Origin of the sequence: Planomicrobium sp. CPCC 101079 (assembly GCF_007859275.1) — a bacterium.
GTDB lineage: Bacteria > Bacillota > Bacilli > Bacillales_A > Planococcaceae > Planococcus.
In genome coordinates this window covers 133938-153795 of record NZ_VOHC01000033.1, presented here as the reverse complement: position 1 = coordinate 153795, position 19858 = coordinate 133938, and the positions used below count along the sequence as shown (strand labels likewise).

Annotated in this window: 16 protein-coding genes; 5 read left to right on the top strand and 11 right to left on the bottom strand. The window is 44.0% G+C overall.

What is annotated here, in order from left to right:
* Positions 1 to 318: 318 nt before the first annotated feature.
* The 3 genes from FQV28_RS18890 to FQV28_RS18880 form a co-directional block, all read right to left on the bottom strand.
* A complete protein-coding gene (locus tag FQV28_RS18890; RefSeq protein ID WP_146498073.1) occupies positions 319 to 2100 on the bottom strand; it encodes an acyl-CoA dehydrogenase family protein in 1782 nt (593 codons plus the stop codon).
* Between the two features lie 260 nt (positions 2101 to 2360).
* Positions 2361 to 3536 carry an acetyl-CoA C-acetyltransferase gene (locus FQV28_RS18885; RefSeq protein WP_146498072.1) on the bottom strand — a complete coding sequence of 392 codons (1176 nt, stop codon included), beginning with the start codon at positions 3534 to 3536 and terminating at the stop codon, positions 2361 to 2363.
* A gap of 33 nt (positions 3537 to 3569) precedes the next feature.
* Complete coding sequence (locus FQV28_RS18880) at positions 3570 to 5954, bottom strand: 3-hydroxyacyl-CoA dehydrogenase/enoyl-CoA hydratase family protein (RefSeq protein ID WP_146498071.1); 2385 nt, start codon at positions 5952 to 5954, stop codon at positions 3570 to 3572.
* Positions 5955 to 6164: 210 nt separating this feature from the next.
* On the opposite strand from FQV28_RS18880, the gene FQV28_RS18875 reads away from it, so the two are divergent.
* From FQV28_RS18875 to FQV28_RS18865, 3 genes are read left to right on the top strand one after another with little or no spacing between them, the layout of a single operon-like run.
* Complete coding sequence (locus FQV28_RS18875; RefSeq protein WP_146498070.1) at positions 6165 to 6485, top strand: thioredoxin family protein; 321 nt, start codon at positions 6165 to 6167, stop codon at positions 6483 to 6485.
* 58 nt (positions 6486 to 6543) lie between these two features.
* Positions 6544 to 7011 (top strand): STAS domain-containing protein, encoded by a 468-nt coding sequence (locus tag FQV28_RS18870; protein ID WP_146498069.1) that lies wholly within the window; start codon positions 6544 to 6546, stop codon positions 7009 to 7011.
* A 29-nt stretch (positions 7012 to 7040) separates the two neighbouring features.
* Positions 7041 to 7556: a cysteine peptidase family C39 domain-containing protein gene (locus FQV28_RS18865; RefSeq protein ID WP_146498068.1), complete on the top strand. Its 516-nt coding sequence runs from the start codon at positions 7041 to 7043 to the stop codon at positions 7554 to 7556.
* On the opposite strand, the gene FQV28_RS18860 is transcribed toward FQV28_RS18865, so the two are convergent.
* Both FQV28_RS18860 and FQV28_RS18855 read right to left on the bottom strand, forming a co-directional pair.
* Complete coding sequence (locus FQV28_RS18860; protein WP_146498067.1) at positions 7540 to 8439, bottom strand: 5'-3' exonuclease; 900 nt, start codon at positions 8437 to 8439, stop codon at positions 7540 to 7542. The two genes, FQV28_RS18865 and FQV28_RS18860, sit on opposite strands and share 17 nt — an antisense overlap.
* Positions 8440 to 8517: 78 nt before the next feature.
* Entirely contained in the window at positions 8518 to 10014 is a 1497-nt protein-coding gene (locus FQV28_RS18855) for a glycine betaine uptake BCCT transporter (protein WP_146498066.1), read from the bottom strand.
* 501 nt (positions 10015 to 10515) lie between these two features.
* Here FQV28_RS18855 and FQV28_RS18850 point away from each other — a divergent pair.
* On the top strand, positions 10516 to 11013 hold the full coding sequence (locus FQV28_RS18850) for a hypothetical protein (RefSeq protein ID WP_146498065.1): 498 nt from the start codon (positions 10516 to 10518) through the stop codon (positions 11011 to 11013).
* A 460-nt stretch (positions 11014 to 11473) separates the two neighbouring features.
* Here FQV28_RS18850 and FQV28_RS18845 read toward each other — a convergent pair whose 3' ends face one another.
* The 6 genes from FQV28_RS18845 to nikA form a co-directional block, all read right to left on the bottom strand.
* On the bottom strand, positions 11474 to 12058 hold the full coding sequence (locus tag FQV28_RS18845; protein ID WP_146498064.1) for a class I SAM-dependent methyltransferase: 585 nt from the start codon (positions 12056 to 12058) through the stop codon (positions 11474 to 11476).
* A gap of 677 nt (positions 12059 to 12735) precedes the next feature.
* Positions 12736 to 13557, bottom strand: coding sequence for a nickel import ATP-binding protein NikE (gene nikE / locus FQV28_RS18840; protein WP_146498063.1), 822 nt, complete (start codon positions 13555 to 13557; stop codon positions 12736 to 12738).
* Positions 13558 to 13603: 46 nt separating this feature from the next.
* Complete coding sequence (locus FQV28_RS18835; RefSeq protein ID WP_146498062.1) at positions 13604 to 14431, bottom strand: ABC transporter ATP-binding protein; 828 nt, start codon at positions 14429 to 14431, stop codon at positions 13604 to 13606.
* A gap of 16 nt (positions 14432 to 14447) precedes the next feature.
* A complete protein-coding gene (gene nikC / locus FQV28_RS18830; RefSeq protein ID WP_146498061.1) occupies positions 14448 to 15281 on the bottom strand; it encodes a nickel ABC transporter permease subunit NikC in 834 nt (277 codons plus the stop codon).
* On the bottom strand, positions 15278 to 16222 hold the full coding sequence (gene nikB / locus FQV28_RS18825) for a nickel ABC transporter permease subunit NikB (protein WP_146498060.1): 945 nt from the start codon (positions 16220 to 16222) through the stop codon (positions 15278 to 15280). The genes nikC and nikB overlap by 4 nt, the downstream gene beginning before the upstream one ends.
* A 15-nt stretch (positions 16223 to 16237) precedes the next feature.
* Positions 16238 to 17863, bottom strand: coding sequence for a nickel ABC transporter substrate-binding protein (gene nikA / locus FQV28_RS18820; RefSeq protein ID WP_146498059.1), 1626 nt, complete (start codon positions 17861 to 17863; stop codon positions 16238 to 16240).
* A 1077-nt stretch (positions 17864 to 18940) separates the two neighbouring features.
* On the opposite strand from nikA, the gene FQV28_RS18815 reads away from it, so the two are divergent.
* Complete coding sequence (locus FQV28_RS18815) at positions 18941 to 19639, top strand: Na-translocating system protein MpsC family protein (RefSeq protein ID WP_186763944.1); 699 nt, start codon at positions 18941 to 18943, stop codon at positions 19637 to 19639.
* Positions 19640 to 19858: the final 219 nt, after the last annotated feature.

The window sequence follows — 19858 nt, the reverse complement described above, 5'->3', positions numbered from 1 at the left end:
CAAAAAAATAGCTGAAACAAGATAAAAAAAGCGTTCGTAAATGTGTCCAATCACTTTACGAACGTTCACGGATTTCTATGCACTTTTACGACCCCTTTTCAGATATGAATGAGGGATGTTCGAAATTTTCCCGATTTCTGCTTGCTTCTTGAAGCCAATAAAAACAAGCAACGACATATTAAATACAAAATAATGCTTAAAACTTCTATAATAATCGGTTTTAGCGACGGCAATATCCCGACGATTCCAATAAAAAGACTCCGGAACGATTCGATTCCGGAGTCTTTTTCCTATCATTTATATGCTTTTTGCTTTTCCTTACACCACGTATTTTTCTGTTTCAACCAATTTCACAGCAGCTTCGCGTTTTTTCGCGATGACGTTGTAAGGAGTGGAACGAGTCAGTTTGCGAAGAGCTGAAAGCATCATACGCTGGTTATCTCCTTCAACAGCTGCCAGCAAGGTTTCTTTCGCATCTTTTTCGATTTTATCGAATGCTTCTTGGCAATAGATTTGGGTGTATAAAAGTTTTTGCTGTGCTTTTTCTTCTCCGGAAGCCAAAATCGCTTTTTCTGTGCGAAGGACAGCAGATTCCATAGCGAAAACATTGGAGACAATATCGGCAATGTTTACAAGCACTTCTTGTTCCTGCTCAAGCTTCGCTCCATATGTTTGAGCCGCAAGGCCTGCTGCAAGCAAAGCGATTTTTTTCGCGTTACGCACCAAGTACTTTTCCTGTGCCAATGCCTCTGTACCAACTTCTTCAGGCATTAACATCAACAGCTCTTCCTGCAATTTTTGCGCGTGCTGGAACAGTGGAAGCTCGCCTTTCATCGCTTTGCGGATTAAGGTGCCCGGAACGAGCAAACGGTTGATTTCGTTTGTTCCTTCGAAAATGCGATTGATGCGCGAGTCGCGGTACGCTTTTTCAATTTCATACTCCTGCATAAAGCCGTAGCCGCCATGCAGTTGTACTCCTTCATCCACAATATAATCGAGTGTTTCAGTTCCAAAGAATTTATTCATCGAGCATTCAATCGCAAATTCAGCGATGGAATCAGCCACTAATTTACCGTTGGCATGCTCTTCATCCGTAAAACCGCTCATGCGATCTTCAAACAAACCGACAGTCCGGTAAACCGAACTTTCAAGTGCATACAATTGAGACGCCATCGTCGCCAATTTTTCGCGCGTCAAGTTGAATGAAGAAATCGGCGTTTTGAATTGCTGGCGCTGATTGGTGTACGGAATGGTAATTTCCAAAGCATGCTTGGAACCGCCGATTGTGCCCACTCCCAATTTATAGCGTCCGATGTTCAAAATATTGAATGCAATAATGTGGCCACGCCCTGCTTCACCCAATAAATTTTCGACAGGAACTTGTGCGTCTTGCAAGATTAATGTACGTGTAGAGGACGATTTAATACCCATTTTCTTTTCTTCAGGTCCAACTGAAACTCCGTCGTATGCACGCTCTACAATGAAAGCCGAGAATTTTTCGCCGTCAATTTTTGCGTAAACGATAAATACATCTGCAAACCCTGCATTCGTGATCCATTGTTTCTCGCCGTTCAAAACATAATGCGTGCCCGCTTCATTCAATTTAGCTGTAGTTTTTGCGCCAAGTGCATCTGAGCCAGAGCTCGGTTCTGTCAATGCATAAGCGGCAATCATTTCGCCTGTTGCAAGGCGCGGAAGGTATTTCTGTTTTTGCTCTTCATTGCCGAAAAGGACGATTGGCAGGGATCCGATTCCGACGTGGGCGCCGTGAGTAATCGAAAATCCGCCTGCTTTTGACATCTTTTCTGCAATCAAAGCAGAAGCAATTTTATCCAGTCCTAAGCCGCCATATTGTTCCGGAACATCTGCCCCAAGCAGCCCAAGCTCTCCCGCCGATTTCAATAACCGGACAGAATGGTCGAATTCATGGTTCTCCAGTTTCTCAACGACTGGCATGACTTCGTTGTTGACGTAATCCTCAGTCGTTTTAGCAATCATCTTATGTTCGTCGGTAAAGTCTTCAGGCGTGAAGACACGAGAAAGGTCTGCGTCTTCGATCAGGAAACTTCCACCTTTGATCAATGTTTTTTGCTGTTCCATTGTGAATTCCTCCTATATTTTATTAGCTGCATTAAACTGCTGATAATATTCCGCAAACAACTCCGCTTTCCTGCGGGAGTCTCCGTTTTTTGCTCCGTACCAAGAGATTTCTTAGCTTCGACGCGTCCAAGGACTGGACGGAGCTAGAAGACGAGTGCTTTTTCGGCTTCTAGCGGGAGCCGAAAAAGCGGCGAAAACGATGTATTAGAGTTTATTCTTTAGTTCAAATTATTTGATGAGCTTTTATATTTATAATAGATTTACAACATTTCAAACACGCCAGCTGCACCCATGCCTCCTCCGATACACATCGTAACGACACCGAATTGCTTGCCTTGGCGCTTCAACTCGCTCATCATTTTCAGTGTCAAAATGGAGCCTGTGGCGCCTAGCGGATGTCCAAGTGCTATGGCGCCGCCGTTCAAGTTCACTTTGTCGATGTCGATGTTCAAATGGCGGATGACGCCAAGCGATTGTGAGGCGAATGCTTCGTTCAGTTCCCAGACGTCGATGTCTTCGATAGACAAGCCTGCCAGCTTCAAGGCTTTTGGAATTGCGACAATTGGGCCGATTCCCATTACTTCAGGAGGCACGCCGCCTGTTGCGAACGAACGGAATTTCGCAATTGGTTTAAGGCCCAACGATTCTGCTTTTTCCCGGTCCATGACCAGGAGCGCTCCAGCGCCGTCAGATGTCTGCGATGAGTTTCCGGCCGTTACTGTACCGCGTGCAGAAAAGACTGCGCGCAATTTATTCAAGGTTTGGACTGTCGTGCCATGGCGGACGCCTTCGTCCATTTCGAACAGGAATGTTTTTTCCTGATATTTATTGTTTTCATCCACATAGCGCTTCACCACTTCAACCGGCACGATTTCTTCGACGAAATGTCCCTTTTCAATGGCGGCAGCCGCTTTTTCGTGTGAGCGGACGGAAAATGCATCCTGGTCTTCCCGGCTAATGCCATATTGTGTTGCCACTTGTTCAGCCGTATGCCCCATGCTCATGTAGTATTGGGGAGCTGTCTCTGCCAATTTTGCGTTTGGCCGGATGACATTGCCCATCATTGGCACCATGCTCATCGATTCCACGCCACCAGCAATGATTGCTTCTGCTGACCCAACCATAATACGTTCAGCCGCATAGGCAATTGACTGCAAACCCGAAGAACAGAAACGGTTGATCGTTACAGCGGATACGGTTTCCGGCAAACCGGCAAGTGCACCGATATTGCGGGCAATGTTCATGCCTTGTTCGGCTTCCGGCATCGCACAGCCCATGATCAAATCATCGATTGGCCCGTCATAGCCGTCAGCCCGGTTTAATGCTTCTCTGACAGCCAATGCGCCGAAATCATCTGGCCGTACAGTTGCGAGTGAGCCTTTTTTTGCTTTTCCGACCGGTGTCCGTGCACCGGATACGATTACTGCTTCGCGCATGAGTTTCTTCCTCCTTTGATTCTTGCTGCAGGATTAATTGCGCAGCGGTTTTCCTTTAATGAGCATATGCTGCATCCGCTGTTGTGTTTTCGGTTCCGCCACTAAACTTAAAAATGCTTCGCGCTCTAAATCGAGCAAGTATTGTTCGTCGACCAACGTGCCATACGGCACTTTTCCTCCAGCTAAGACAAACGCCAGTTTTTTCGCGATTTTCAGGTCGTATTCGCTGATATAGCCAGATAACAGCATTCCTTCTGCCCCTAGCAGCAATGTGGCATATCCCGGCTCACCGGTAACCGGCACTTTTTCCCGTTTCGGTGCTTGATAGCCCATTTCATGCAGGGCCAAGGCCGCCTGCCTCGCATCATAGATCAAGTGGTCGCTATTGACGCTGATGCCATCTACAAAGTTAAGGAAGTTATTTTCACGGGCTTCTTCTGCCGAAGTAGAAACTTTTGCCGTTGCAATCGACTCAAACACTTTGCTGGCAACGTTCTGGTAATCGACCAAGACCCCTTTTGGCATGCCTTTTAAATGCTTGATGTAAAGCTCCTTGTTGCCACCCCCGCCTGGAATCAACCCGACACCTGCTTCTACTAGCCCCATATAGGTCTCCATCGAAGCTTGGATATGCGCTGCCGGAAGCGCCACTTCCGCTCCCCCGCCAAGCGACATGCCAAAAGGCGCTGCTACAACCGGTTTTGTGCAATACTTCACTTTCATCATGGCGTTTTGGAAAGCTTTTATGGTGAAATCCAATTCAAATATATTGTCATCCTGTGCTTCCATTAAAATCATGCCCAAGTTTGCGCCGACACAGAAATTTTTGCCCTGGTTGCCAATTACAAGCCCTTTGAAATTTTTCTCTGCTTCATCAACTGCAAAATTGATCATCTGGATAATATCGAGGCCGATTGCATTTGACTGCGAGTGAAACTCAAGCAGCGCAATGCCATCTCCTAGATCGATCAAACTGGCACCTGCATTGGATTTAATGACGCCATGCTTTTTCTTGTAGCGTTTCAAATCAATTACTTTTTCATTAATTGGCACTGGCTGGTAATCTGATCCATTAAAGAAATAGAGGTCTCCTTCTATCTCCTTATAAAAGCTGTCGTTTCCAGAATCGAGCAATTTATGAACAAATGCAGGAATTTCATGTCCTTCTTGTTTCATTTTTTCAACGGATTGCTGAACACCGATAGCATCCCACGTTTCAAATGGCCCTTGCTGCCAACCGAAGCCCCATTTCATGGCGTTATCGATTGCAACGATATCGTCGGCAATTTCACTAGTCAATTGTGCTGAATAGCGAAGTACCGGAGAAAAGATGCTCCATAGCAATTCACCTGTGCGGTCACCCGCGTAGACAAGCGTTTTCACTTTGGCGGAAAGGCCTTTCTGCTGTTGCGCCATTTCCTGTGAAGGCGTTTTCAATTTTCCTGCTGGCTGGTATTCCAATGTCTCAGGGTTAAGCTCCAGTATTTCTTTGTCTTGTTTCAGGAAGAACCCTTGGCCTGTTTTCGATCCGAGCCAACCGTTTTCCACCATTTTTTTTAAGAATTCAGGGGCTTCAAAAACTTTTTGTTCGTCGCCAGAAGTCTGATCGTACACGTTTTTTGCCACATGCATGAAAGTATCCAAGCCAACTACATCGAGCGTGCGGAATGTCGCCGATTTTGGGCGTCCAATCAATGGCCCAGTTACCGAATCCACTTCCCCAACCGAATAGCCGCGGTTTTGCATTTCGCGGATTGTCACTAACAAGCCATATGTACCGATGCGGTTCGCTATGAAGTTCGGTGTATCTTTGGCAAGGACCACGCCTTTTCCTAAACGATCTTCTCCGAAACGGGTCATAAAGTCGACCACTTCAGGAGCTGTTGTGTTCGCAGGAATCACTTCGAGCAATTTCAAATAGCGCGGTGGATTAAAGAAATGAGTTCCAAGAAAATGTTTCTGGAAATCTTCTGAACGTCCTTCCGCCATCGCATTTATGCTTATGCCTGAAGTATTAGAAGAGACAATCGTACCCGGTTTTCGAACTGCATCAATTTTTTCATAAAGAGACTTTTTAATACCCAGATTTTCGACAACCACTTCTATGATCCAGTCCACATCTTTCAATTTCTCCAAATCGTCCTCTAAGTTTCCGGGAGTTAATAATTCCAAATTCTTCTTTGCCGTCAACGGAGCAGGTTTGTGCTTCAACAACTTTTGAATGGATGACGCCGCTATCCGGTTTCGCACTGCTTTATCTTCAAGCGACAAGCCTTTTGCTTCCTCCTCTTTCGACAATTCCCGCGGAACGATATCAAGCAGTAATACTGGAATTCCAATGTTTGCAAGGTGCGCTGCAATTCCGGAACCCATAACGCCGGAACCGAGCACTGCTGCTTTTTGTATTTGGTAAGCCACTCGCAAGCCCTCCTACTTTTTTTGAATGAATACTCATTCATTTTTATGGTAAAAAAATAGAACGTTCTCTATGTCTCCTAGTGTAAAGTATTTTCTTTTTTTTCGCAATATTAATTGCCAGAAAATTTACTTTGCTTGAAAGATTAATCTCTTTTCGAAAACGCCATAGAACGGTACACTGAACAAGAGAATAAATGGAGGCGATATAATATGAAATCAATTACTACTGCAGAACAATTTAAAAATGTGATCGACAAAAATGAACCCGTCATTGTGAAATTCCAAGCTGGATGGTGTCCGGACTGCACACGGATGGACATGTTCATCGATCCGATCATTGAAGAATTCAATCAATACCAATGGTATGACGTTAACCGCGATGAACTGCCAGAAATTGCAGAAAAGTGGGAAGTAATGGGCATTCCTAGCTTGCTGATTTTCAAAAACGGCGATAAAACTGCCCACCTTCATAGCGCTAATGCAAAATCTCCTGAATCGGTAACACAATTCCTATCCGATCAAAAAGAATAGCAAACGCCTATTCTTTTTCTTTTCCACTGTGTTTAATATGAAAATTGAGGTGCTTTATATGAATGAGCAACAAGAACTGAAAGAACTAAAAAAGTTGGTCAAGTATTACGAAAAAGTTATTAAAAATATGTCCGCTCCTATCATCCCATCTATCGTGCCTCGCACTATTCTAGTGCCGATTGCCGGATTTATTTACCGGGACCGCTTTGAAACCATCCGGACAAAAGTGCTGCAGTATGCGGCTGATCACCGGGAAACTGAAAGCGTTGTTTTCGATTTCACTGGCGTTACATTAGAAGACGTTGAAGCGTTCGACTATAATGAACTGGCAAGCGAACTGGCCGAACTGAACAGCGCACAGAAATTGATGGGGCTTCGCCCGATTTATGTCGGGTTCAATCCCCGTTTTGTACGGGAAATCGTTCATGCCGGTATTCAAGTAGAGTTGGAAGTTTATACGAATTTCCGCACTGCGTTGAAGGTATTGCTCAATGAAAACGAAAAAGCGCTAGCTGAGATCAAATAGAAACCATTCACTTAAAGGAGAGGGTTGCCATGAAAACGTTGATTCCGTTTGAAGGCATGTCCCAATATGCACCTGGCATTGACAGTAAAAAGCAAGGATCCGCATGCGGCCCCGTCACCGCAGCTGCGATCCTCAGCCATCACGAAAAAACCGTTTATGGCATCAACGAACTTTATAAAATGCTTGGCACTACGCCAATCGGCTTGTTCACATGGCGGCTGTTAAAAAATCTGCGCAGGCTCGCCGGACAGCGGTACACCATCAAAAAGGCCAGGGACATTGGCGAAGTAAAAAGCGAGCTGCTTGCCGGACGCCCGCTTGCGTTGAAGTTCGACCGATACTTTTCGTTCCGCTGGTTTTCAAAACCAACGTATAAGTACCATTGGGTGCCGTTGATCGGCTTTGAAGAAAAAGCAGACGATTTGCTCCTCTATATTCATGACAATGGACAAAAAAACCGCCCGAGTAACATCCGGGCAGTTTCGTATAAAAAGAATCGAAATGTCTTAACGTTTATCAAAGTTGTTCCTATTCAAAAGGATTGACGGGCGCTATACTTTTTTCCAATTGCCGCGCCAACAATTTCAATTCCTGGTCGTCGAACAGCTGGACCATATCGCTTGTATAGTTTGGCACAGTGATTTCACTGAGTGAAACATCGAGCGGAATGTCGCATTTGATAACCGCTAACTCTTTAGATAGCAGCAGCATATCCTTATGCTCTTCTATCTTTTTCTTTTGGGCCGGTTTCAGTTCGCCGATGGCAGCTAACACGCCGTCTGTTGATCCATACTGCTGTATTAGCTGCAGCGCTGTCTTCGGTCCAATGCCTTTAACTCCCGGGTAGCCATCACTCGCATCTCCCATAAATGCTTTAACGTCCGCAAATTGCGCTGGCTCGATGCCGTACTCTTCTCTAAAACGGTCTTCCGTATAGACGTCGTAAACATGGAAGCCTTTTTTCATAAAGGCTATCTCGACAGAAGGATTCAACAATTGCAGCATGTCCTTATCGCCCGTGATGATGGTGAATTTCGCCTTATCTTGCCATTGCTTGGTGAAAGAGCCGATAAAATCATCCGCCTCAATCCCCTTTTCCCCGTAATTCTGCCAGCCAAGCTGCTCAGACACTTTTTTGGCCAAGTCAAATTGATGAAGCATATCATCGGGAGGCGCTGGCCGGTTCGATTTGTAGCCATCGAACATATCGGTCCGGAACGTATGGGCTCCCATATCCCAGCAAACGGCTAGATGCGTCGGCTTCATCATCGTCTTTGCAGCGAGCACATGCCGTGCAAATCCCTGCACCGCATTTGTCGCCAATCCATCCGTTGTCCGGAAATACTGGCCGACAGCGGAAGTCGCAAAAAACGAACGGAATAAGAGCGCCATTCCGTCCACCAATAATACATGTGGTTTTTCATTCATCGTATATCCTCCATCCTTCATAAAACACTCCATCCATTATACCTGTTATTGAACAAAAAAACCGCCGAGGCGGCGGTTTTATCGTTTGCGTTTTATGGCTTTGTACTCGAGGCTCAGAGATTTGTAGAAAGACCCCATCATCAATAGCATGATAAAAGAGAACGGGAAGGCTGAAATGATCAATGCGGTTTGAAGTGCATCAAGACCGCCAGCTGACAGCAGAATGACAGCAATGGACGATTGAGCGACTCCCCATGTTACCTTGATCGCATTTGATGGATGAAGCGAGCCGTTTGTTGATTGCATCCCCAAAACAAATGTCGCAGAATCTGCAGATGTAATGAAAAATGTTGAGACCAATAAGATCGCGATAATGGACATAAATGTCCCCAACGGCAGCTGTTCAAATACGCCGAACAACGTTTCGGAGGTTAATAAGCCTGTTAAATCGTTTCCGGAACTTTGGACATCTATAGCTGTTGAGCCAAATGCCGCAAACCAGATAAAGCTGAGCACTGTAGGGATGATCAATACTCCGAATAAAAATTGGCGAATTGTCCGGCCTTTTGAAACTCGGGCGATAAATATCCCGACAAATGGAGACCAGGAAATCCACCATGCCCAATAGAAGATGGTCCAGCCATCAATCCAAGCACGGTTTTCTGCATCAATCGGTGCAGCGCGGAAACTCATACGCAACAGGTTTTGGAAATAACTTCCTATAGAATCTGTAAACATGTTCAGAATCAATAAGGTCGGCCCAAAAATCAGCACCAAGGCAAGCAATGAAATTGCCAACACCATATTGGTATTCGACAAATACTTGATGCCTTTGCTCAGTCCGCTCCAAGCTGAAGCCAAGAACAAAACAGTAGCAACGGCAATGATGATGATTTGGACGGTAAAGCTGTTTCCGGGCACCGCATCAAACAAGAACGCCAAACCTTCATTGATTTGGATAGTGCCGAAACCAAGTGTGGTCGCCACCCCAACTGCTGTAGCAAAAATTGCAATAACGTCCACTAAAGTGCCCCAAGGCCCGTTCATTTTCTTACCGAAAATCGGCTTTAAAGTGGCAGAAATCAGGCCTGGTTCCCCTTTTCGGAATTGGAAATACGCAAGAGCTAAAGCAACGACTGCATAAATTGCCCATGCATGGATTCCCCAATGGAAAAATGTGAAACGCATAGATTCGCGGAATGCTTCTGCTGTACCTGGCTCAGCTGTAGCAGGATCAATTGCATAGTGGGACAGCGGTTCAGCTGCTCCCCAGAATACAAGCCCAATGCCCATTCCTGCCGAGAATAACATAGCAATCCAAGTGCCGAATGAAAACTCCGGCTTATCGGTGTCTTTCCCCAATTTAATTTGCCCCATCGGACTGACAAGAAAAAATAGGCAGAATAAGACCATGATCGATACGATCAATAAGTAGTACCAACCGAACGACGATGTCAGGAACGCTTCTATATTCCCGGTAACTTCTGCGAAATTCTCTGGGGCAAACGCTCCGTAGCCGACAGCCAGCAAGACCAAGGCAAGCGAAATCCAGAAAACATTGGTTACTTTCTTCATATAGTTTCCCTCCAAACTTTTTCAACACAATATTTAACGTTACGTGAGTTTTAGAAAGTTGTCAACCTTCCTTTCTACAGCAATAAAATAGGGCTGTTGCGATTCTCTCTTTCCTTCTTCTTTTTAACTTTTAATATGAGGGGACTTTTACCTAATTCAGGGAAAGAAGCGATTCATTTTAAGGGGAGATACTTCGGAATTGCGTCTGCTGCTTTTTTTCTTAAGTTTATACAAGTGATTGGGAGACATCGGTACTATTGCGTGGATAGCAGCAAGAATCAATCCGTGGCTTCGAAAATACTAATTATATCAATTTCCTTTTCTTTATAAATCTAAACTGCAGTTGTCTTGCAAAAGCATTCCTGTAATAGGCTTGCAGTAGCTTCTACCACAGTTTCAGGCTTTGAAAATTTTCTTTTATTTTTCAAATAAAAAAACTTGCAGTTTACACTGCAACACCTCTTATACTAAAAATAACCGCGTATAGTTGGAGGGATTGATTTGGCAAACGAAGTTTCCACAAAAAAGAAGTCTGGTCTTGGAAGACCTGGCTACTCTTGTCGGATACGCTCGTCCCTCCACACTGGCCAGTTGGCTTATCAAGAACGTCTTCATTCAACGCAGATGTATAAAATAAAACTTCCCGAGAGTTGCCCTATGAATGAGAGCAATTCTCCAGGCTGTCGAGAAACACTCGGCAGCTTTTTCATTTCGCTCCAGACGGATGCTTTCCGCGCGCACGGCCTCAGCCGCTCCCTTCGCTCCCCTCTGTATCTTTGGCTCGTGTTGCTCCGTTGTTTCACTCCTTCACTGCTCCTGCTGGTGTCGCCGCCTTCCGCTTCATTTCCTGCTTTTGATGGCTTGAATCGGTACGATTTGGTGCGTCCTGCTGTTTTTTTACAGTTTTACTTAATAATCTATTTCTACCAACAAAAAGAAGAAAGGAACCTCTGCTCCTCTCTTCCTATAAAACAGGATATTAGCAATAACAAAATGTAGCTTCTCGGATGGACGGAAGAAAGGTTCCTGATTGTTTTTCTTTGTTTCCATAACTTAAAAAGCACTAAATATTCTTCTTGCATACAAATCCTTCGCTATGAATCCATCGCTTGATTGACCCTGAAACAGCGTCCGGACATTTCATCACATAGACGGGAAAACCTTTAACATCGATAAAACATCGATCGCATTGTTTTGCCTGCAGAAAGTTCTCCAACTGTTTCATGCACGAAATATTGGCAGAAGCATATACAGGATGGTAATGCCGCAAGAGATTCTTGAAAAAGAACAAATCGATCCCTACTTTCTCAGTTTAGAATGAATGGAAATACTAGATTTTTTAAAAATGGCAGCTATCCTGCCTCGTATTTTAATGGCAAGATCTTCAAAATGTTTTATTAGATACTTTAAAGATATCTTTTATCCTTAATTAAAGTAAAATTTTTTCCACTTTATAAATTTATTTTTGTGCTACCAAAACATACAAGTTTTCTGTTGGAAAGAATTTTTTGGTTATCCGCAATCCGGCAGCCGTTAATTCCCTTTCCATATCGGCCGATGTAATTCGTGGTGCTTGATGACCGGAATGCCTTTTAGGCTCAAGCTCAACACAGATTAAATACCCCTCTTCTTTAAGTGCTCCTTTGATCCGTATTATGGCCGCAGCCAGCGGTTGAATTTCATGCAAAACCAAAGAGGCGATTACGACATCTATTGACCCGTCTGGCACTGAAACTTCTGCGTCACTTCCTTGAATCGTAACGATATTGGTAATTTCCTCTTTTAAAGCTTTCGAATTTATCAACTCCAACATGCTGGCGTCAATATCCAGTGCATAAACTGTGCCCTTCACTGCTTTGGCCAAAGGCAATGAAAAATAGCCGGTGCCTGCACCAAAATCCAAAATAGTGTCCGTTTCTTTAATCGGGCTTACGCTTATTAGCTGCTCCGGGGCAAATTCCCCTCTTCGTTCAAGGCTGTCCAGATACGAGATTTTGCCTTTGTGATGATTGGTGCCATGAGACTTGCCGTGTTCTGAATTCATTTACATAGATCCTCCTTATATTAAAAGAAACTGTTTTGCTGGAAGCTTTGAAGTGATCCCTTAGTTCTTTGCCGATCAGAGCCCAATTCAATAATCCGAAGCCCTCTCCTTCTAAAAGGGGCTCTCAGTTATCTATTTATAGTCTTAAAAGACATTAAAGACTGTAGTTATCTTTAATTAAATTCAATTTATCACTTATAAAATAATAAGTCAACTCAAATTTCTAAAACGAATTGATTCAAAAGTTGATATAACGTCTATTGAGAACATTGAACAAATGTAAAAAAAATTCCGAACATTGATGCTGCGATAAGCACGACGGGCGCATCCCATTTTGGGGATTTAAGCGAATTGACACCGGAACTGAACGAAGTGGCTATAAATAGTAAACTTAAGGGCCAAGTGAATTTGGTGTTGATTGGCCAGAATTACATTAACGATGGCGGCAGTTTTACACTTATTTCCGGAGTAAGGGGTTTAATCCGGTATCCGCAGATAAAGTTTCGAATGCTTACTTAAAAAGTGTTGAAGGCGCACAATCAGGACAAGTTCATAAGGTGTATTAAATTTTAGCCAAATTAAAAAGAACCTTTAGAAGATAACATATCAATCTGTGCGTCCTTCTGGGGGTTATTTTACTTCTGGCCGCGTTCAAACGGCCTGCTTGATGAGGTTTTCTATGCACGACTCTTGCCGGCGGAAAGTGTACGGTTTCGGGGATGCTCCGGAAGAATGGAAGCCACTAAATTCTTAACGACCGGTTGCTGCGACGTAAAGATGTCGTTTTTGTCATTGCAAACTTCTATGATCTTCCCCTTTTCCAACACTGCCAAGGAGTCCGAAACGGAATATGCGGCGCGAATGTCATGCGTGATAAAAAGATAGGAAAGGCCATAAACTGACTTCAACTCATTTAACAAATTCAAGATATTCATTTGGTTCACCATATCGAGGCTGCTTACAGATTCGTCCAAGACAATCATCTTCGGTTTCAGGGCGATGGCTCTTGCAATGCTAATGCGCTGCAACTGCCCTCCGCTAAATTGCCGAGGAACCTTTTTCATATCAGCTGCTGTCAACCCTACCATCTCCAACAGGTTTGCGACGGTTCTTTGTTGTTCAGCAGGAGACAGCTTCTCGTAGTTCTCAAGTGGTTCTCCGATAATCTTTTCCGCGGTAAGCCGCGGATTCACTGATGAATAGCTGTCTTGAAAGACGACTTGAAGATCTCTTCGAATTCCTCTCCGGGTTTTGGAATCCATTTTATAAAGGTTTTGTCCTTGGAAGATCACTTCACCTTGTTGCGGTTTCTCCAAACCTAAAATTACTTTTCCCAACGTGCTTTTTCCAGCTCCGCTAGTCCCAAGCAGTCCCATACACGTTCCTTGATCAATAGAAAGCGAAACATCGGAAAGAACTTGCGCATCGTTTGACGGACGCCAAAAAGAGCGGGAAGAGCCGTATGAATGTGATACTTTTTTCACTTCCAGTAAACTCATCGGTTCTCTCCCTCCCGTCCGGTTTGCAGCTCTATATGTGTCGAGTCTATATAACAAGTTTACTCAGCTCTTCATGCGCTGGCAATACAGGCCGTGCCTGCAGCAGCTTTTTTGTATAATCGTGTTGCGGGTAATCGAACAGCCGGTAGACATCCGCCTGTTCTACAATCCGGCCTTTTTGCATTACAGCGACTTCGTCTGCAAGTTCCGAAATCACGCCCAGATCATGCGAAATCAGCAAAATGGCTGTGCCGCATTCCGTTCGCAGGCGGTCCAGCTCCCTTAATACTTGCAGCTGGGTTGCCACATCAAGAGCCGTTGTCGGCTCATCGGCAATCACGATTGAAGGACGCAGACACATCGATATCGCAATCATGACCCGTTGAAGCATTCCGCCGCTCAGTTGAAACGGATACATATTCATAATTTCAGCAGGCTCCTGCAAGTTCATTTTTTCTAAAGAATCAACTGCCAAAGCGATCGCTTGTTTTTTTGTCAGTCCTGTATGGATACGGATTGTTTCAACAAACTGGCTTCCGATTGTATAAACAGGGGTGAAGGCGTTCATAGGGTTTTGCATGATGAAGCCGATGTCTTTTCCACGAATGCTCCGCATCTCCTTCTCCTTTAAGCCAATCAGCTCCCGGCCATGCAATTGGATGCTTCCTTCTACTCTCATGGCTTTCTGATTTAACAGCTGAAGAATGGCCATGCTGGTAATGGTTTTTCCGCTGCCGCTTTCTCCAACAAGCCCCAAAATCTTCCCCGGCTTTAATTCCAATTGGAGATTTTGAACAAGAGGGACCATCCCTTGTTGAGATTTCACAGTGACATTCAGTCCGCTCATCTGCAAAACATTGCGTTGTTTTTCCATCTGCACCGATCCCCTTTCAATAACGTCTCTTCACACCAAATCGTTCCGATAACGATTCACCCAATACATTAAAAGAAATAACGACTAACAAGATCATCAAGCCCGGATAAAGCATCAGTTCGGGCTGGCTGCGTATAAAGTTCTTGCCTTCCTGAATCATGGCTCCCCATTCGGGAGTAGGCGGCTGTATGCCTAGCCCAAGAAACGATAAAGCTGAAATGTCCATGATGGCCCATCCCATTTCAAGTGTTCCCATGACCAGAATCGGCGGAAGCACATTTGGAACCAAGTGCCGCCTGATGATTTTCCCAGTCGACGATCCGCTGATCCTGGCTGCCGTAATGAAGTTCTGCTGTTTCATGCTGACGACCATACCGCGGATCATCCGCGCATAATAGACCCACTGGACCATCATTAACGCTAACACTACCTGCCAAAGCCCGGGCCCCAACAAACCGACGATGCCAAGGACCAAAACCAGATTCGGGAATGCCATTACCCCATCGCAAAACCGCATAAGGAAAAGGTCGATCCACCCGCCTCTATATCCTGCAATCGTTCCGACCAGCAGCCCAACTCCTAGCGAAGCGACAAAGATCAACGAAGCAAAACCTAAAGAAACACGTGCCCCGTATAACAGGCGCGATAAATTGCAGCGGCCTAAATGGTCGGTGCCTAATGGGTATTCCCATGAAGGTGAAGACAGTTTCAGTGCCAGATTTACTTGAATGGGATCATGTGGCGCAATCCAGGGAGCCAGAATACTGACAAGGAAAAAAACAAGCAACACAACTGCACAGATTGCGATCGCCCAATTGCTTTTAGCGCCAACTCGTATGCTAGAAATCAATATTCGGTCCTTCCTTTCCATGAAATGCGTGGATCCAAGTACAATTGCACAATATCGACGATCAAGTTGCATACTATAAACAGACAAGCGGCTAGAACGACATAACTTTGAATAACGGGAATGTCGCGGTTAAAAATTGCTTCTATGAAAAAACGCCCGAACCCTGGCCAGGAAAAGACTTGCTCAACAATAATGGTACCGGTGAGCAGTTTCCCCAAATTCATGCCAAGGCCTGTCAGCATAGGTGATATGGCAATTCTTAACACATGTTTTACCATAATGGCTTTTTCTTTAATTCCACGTGTTCTTGCGTATAACACATAAACTTCTTCCAGTTCTTCCAGTACACTGGCGCGCAATAAGCGGGTGTAGATTGCAATCAAGGCCATGGACAACGTTACGCTTGGCAGCACAAAATGCTGCCACGTTCCTCTTCCTTCTACGGGAAACAAATCCAGTTTGACTGCAAAGAAGAAAATCAAGATATAGCCAAGCCAGAACTGGGGAATGGATGCACCTAAATAAGAAAGCAGCCTGCTAAAATGATCAATCAGGCTGTTTTTATATACGGCTGATAAAAACCCAAGCGGCACACTAACTATGACTGCAAGTAAAATACTGCTAAGGGCAAGTTGGATGGTTGCAGGCATTCTAGCTGCAACCTCTTGCCAGACAGGTGTATTGGTCACATAAGAATTGCCGAAATCCAGTTGAACAATATTTTTGACCGTTTGGAAATACTGCACGATCAAGGATTGATCCAAACCGAACTCCTGCCTCTTCTCAGCCAAGAGCCCCTCGGTTGGGTGGATATTGGCTGCGGCAAGGTACGCTTCAGCCGGATCAACCGGCGAGAGGCGTATCAGTATAAACATCAAGAAAATCGCAAAAAGCACAATGGGAATAATAGCAAGGAGACGTTTTATAAGATAGGTAGCCACGTCTTGTCCTCCCCGTTAATTACTGGCTTTTTCAATCTCATTGAAAGGCTGCTCGTCCCGGTTGGCTGGGAAGATAAATTCTTTCACATCATTTTGATAAACAACGGTCTTTTTGATATAAGAAATCGGCACGAAAACCGATTGTTCCTGCAGTGTAGTTAAAATCGAGCCATAAAGCTCTTTGCGCTTTGTTTCATCTGTAGAAGCGAGTGCTTCTTGCACTTGCTGGTCCAATTCCGCTTTCATCGGCAAATTCGAATGAGCTTCCGAAACACCCCATCCTTTTTCTGCGACCACATTGATGAATGAATGCGGATCATACGGTGCACCGTAGTTGTACCAAAAATCAACGTCAAATTTCCCGGCTTTTCGGCGTTCGATTTGTGTTGTCAATTCCTCGCCTTTGATGTTCAATTTAACGCCGATTGCAGACCATTCAGCTTGAAGCGTTTCCGACATCGCTTTTTGAATCGGATCTGTTTTGTCATACATTATTTCCAGTTCTAATGGCTGTCCTTCTTTTTCCCGTACTGTTTTGCCGGAAGGAAGCTTCCATCCTGCCTCGTCAAGGTAGGCAGCTGCTTTTTCCGTATTGTAATCGACTGGCTCTACTTCAATGTCGGTATAAGGGAAGTTAGTGGATAGAATATTATCCGCTTTTTCTTCAAGCCCAAGTGTGATGCCTTCTACCATTGCCGCTTTATCAAATCCATGCTGCAATGCCAGGCGCACGTTCAAATCAGCCAATTTTTCATTTGTCGAATTCAACAACAACGTTCTTGTTCCGACTGGATTGGATGAAGCTGTCTGGTAGTCTCCAGTTTCTTTCAGGTAATTAAAGGAATCCATACTAATAGCGCCTTCTCCGTAAATTAGATCCAGTTCGCCTTTTTCAAAAGCCAGAACCCGCGTTTCTGCGTCCGGAATGATTTTGATGGTGACTTTCTCTAATTCCGGGCTTTCTCCCCAGTAATCCGGGTTGCGTGCGAATGTGGCGTATTCGTCTTTTTTATAATCTTCCAATACCCAAGGGCCAGTCCCTACAGGTTCTGTGATTCCTTTTGAAGTGTCTCCATCTTCCGGGAAACCAGACTCACCTAAGAATCGAACCGGACGGACTAAAGCCAGATCCTGAATTGCAGGGTAATAAGGCTCCGATAAAATCATTTTGAACGTCATTTCGTCAACGACCTTTATCTCTTCAAGGACATTAATAACGCCAAGCCAACTATGGGAACTTTTGTTTTTCAACACAGCATCAAAGTTCTTTTTTACAATTTCAGCATTGAACGGGGAACCGTCTGTAAACTTGACACCTTCACGAAGTTTGAACGTATACTCAAGCCCATCTTCCGAGATTGACCAAGACTCTGCAAGATGCGGCTGTATCTCTCCCCCATCCTCATAGCTGACAAGCGGTTCATAAACCATGGATTGCGTTAATAATTGCGATGGATTATAGACATGCGGGTTCAGGGAACCAATGTCTCTTGGCCAGGACAAGGTAATCGAATTCGCACTTTCTTCTGTGCTTTCATTGGATGTAGAAGCAGTTTCATTATTGGTACATCCCGTTAACACGAGAAAAATCGATGTAATGGACGCAAGCAGTATACTCTTCTTACTTTTGAATTTATGCATTTTTATTTCATTCCCCTTTATCCCATTCTGTTGATAATGATTCTCAATGTCACTATCGTAACTATAATGATGCACTACCTTTTTGTCAATACAAATTTGATCTGATTGAGAAAGCGGATACTATTCATTTCTCTTAAACCCTTATATTTAAAGTTTCGTTCACCTTTTTTAGTAATAAAGAGGATTTTTATCGAAAACAAAATATTACTACGCAAATGAAAAATACTATTAAAATGATAATGAATTCGATTAGAAAAGAACGAATGTCGATAAGGACATCTTCTATTGAAATAAAAAATGAGCAAGCAAAGAGGAAGTTTCCTCCCGTTTCCCGCTCGATCTTTTTGCTTGTTGAATTGACTGCTGGCAGAAATTGAACTCGCGCTTTTTAGAAGTTCATTGGTATCGATGATTGCAATTTTTGAGTTGATTCATAAAGCTTCGAGAGCGGCAACGATTTCTTAATATGATTATTTTCAATAGAGAGTTATGGCGTTACTTCCATTCAGCGCGATAGTATTCCGTCTACCAGGTTTTGAAAATCGCAGAAAATGGGTATGGACGATAACTATATAGGAAAATAGAATAAAATTTTCATATTGCAGATCCACACATTATGTCATTTTGTTATATGAAAAAACAGGTATACAAAGCTTTACAAATGAAGAAGAGAAATTCAAAATGTCCAGGAATTAAAGGAAAAAATCCTCTCTTTTCCTTCCTTTAAAACATCCTTCCTAGACCCATTATTTGCAGCCTTTAAACGTAAAAGAAGCGGGCCCGTTTATCTTTACTTCAACACTTATAAGCAGTATGTTAGCTTTAAAACAAGCTACCGAATGTAATATCAGTATAAGCAGCCACTGGCTGTACGAAATAGTTGTGGCAGGGTATTCCAGACAATAGAGCTGGCAATAACGCCAAAAAGAATGGACTGTTCTTTTTGGCGTTTTTTTATACACAGATTCAAAGAAAATGGCTAACGCAGTTGTGATTCATCTCTATAGAAGGAGTGAATCAAGTGGTAGCTGTGCAAATTTCTTTTACTGCACAGCACCAATGAAAGGAGTGTCTCAAATGATGGAAAAACAGGATACACGAACCATCGTTTCCCAGTATGCTGAACATTTCTTGGAAGAACATTTTGGCGAAAAACCGGACAAATTGACAGTGATCCTCCACCCCCCGTTCCTTCTTATTCACTTGACAGGATTTTTATTGCCGGCTGAAAAAATGCTTGTGCAACGCCAGGATTGGAACCGTGTTCTTGAGACCCGGGATCTAATGATCTGCTCATTGAAGGCTGATCTTTTAACTGGGCTTCAAGAACGGATCGGCCAGCCCTTAACAGATTTGTACGTAGATTGGAATTTAGAAAAAAAGAGCGGGCTGATGATTGCCACCATGGAAAAGGATGAAGATCTTGACGAGTGGCCTTGGCCAGAGGCAGTAGATCAAGAAACCTTGAAGGAAATTATTCTCCTGAATAGCATCCGTACCCAAAAGAAGCCGGATCAGACGAATTTCTATTGGCTTAACGACCAGGTCTTGTTAATTGAACGGATCGGCATACTTGTGGAAGTCGAGAAAAACTTGGTTCAAAACGGAATTATCGAAGAACTGCGTTTGGCCAAACGGCCTTTGGAACACCGGATCACCAAATTGTTCAATCTGGAATCATTGTTGAATGGACGAGTCCAGGATCTTTTTGTCGACTGGAATTTCCACATGGATTTTAGTTATATGGTTCTCATGCTGGAAAAACCACAATCCTAAAAACACCATTAAAGGATCCGGACATCTTTGCAACAAACCGGTTATCAATCTGCCGGGAAGGAGGTGCTCGACATGCCCAAAGAAAGAACCATCCAAACAGAAATAAGCGGCTATATTTCCACCTTGTTGCGAAAGCAATTTGGAAAAGGCCGCTCCTCCTATATCACGCTTACGCGTCCTTTCATCACCCTTTTTCTTTTTTCTCCATTTAATCCCCAA

What these genes read in the sequence shown, in the direction of transcription:
- FQV28_RS18815 (WP_186763944.1), top strand. Translation starts at nt 18,941, where the DNA reads ATGATGGAAAAACAGGATACACGAACCATCGTTTCCCAGTATGCTGAA.
- FQV28_RS18855 (WP_146498066.1), bottom strand. Translation starts at nt 10,014, where the DNA reads ATGAAGAAAGTAACCAATGTTTTCTGGATTTCGCTTGCCTTGGTCTTG.
- nikA (WP_146498059.1), bottom strand. Translation starts at nt 17,863, where the DNA reads ATGCATAAATTCAAAAGTAAGAAGAGTATACTGCTTGCGTCCATTACA.
- FQV28_RS18860 (WP_146498067.1), bottom strand. Translation starts at nt 8,439, where the DNA reads ATGAATGAAAAACCACATGTATTATTGGTGGACGGAATGGCGCTCTTA.
- FQV28_RS18875 (WP_146498070.1), top strand. Translation starts at nt 6,165, where the DNA reads ATGAAATCAATTACTACTGCAGAACAATTTAAAAATGTGATCGACAAA.
- FQV28_RS18885 (WP_146498072.1), bottom strand. Translation starts at nt 3,536, where the DNA reads ATGCGCGAAGCAGTAATCGTATCCGGTGCACGGACACCGGTCGGAAAA.
- FQV28_RS18865 (WP_146498068.1), top strand. Translation starts at nt 7,041, where the DNA reads ATGAAAACGTTGATTCCGTTTGAAGGCATGTCCCAATATGCACCTGGC.
- nikE (WP_146498063.1), bottom strand. Translation starts at nt 13,557, where the DNA reads ATGAGTTTACTGGAAGTGAAAAAAGTATCACATTCATACGGCTCTTCC.
- FQV28_RS18890 (WP_146498073.1), bottom strand. Translation starts at nt 2,100, where the DNA reads ATGGAACAGCAAAAAACATTGATCAAAGGTGGAAGTTTCCTGATCGAA.
- FQV28_RS18870 (WP_146498069.1), top strand. Translation starts at nt 6,544, where the DNA reads ATGAATGAGCAACAAGAACTGAAAGAACTAAAAAAGTTGGTCAAGTAT.
- FQV28_RS18835 (WP_146498062.1), bottom strand. Translation starts at nt 14,431, where the DNA reads ATGGAAAAACAACGCAATGTTTTGCAGATGAGCGGACTGAATGTCACT.
- FQV28_RS18845 (WP_146498064.1), bottom strand. Translation starts at nt 12,058, where the DNA reads ATGAATTCAGAACACGGCAAGTCTCATGGCACCAATCATCACAAAGGC.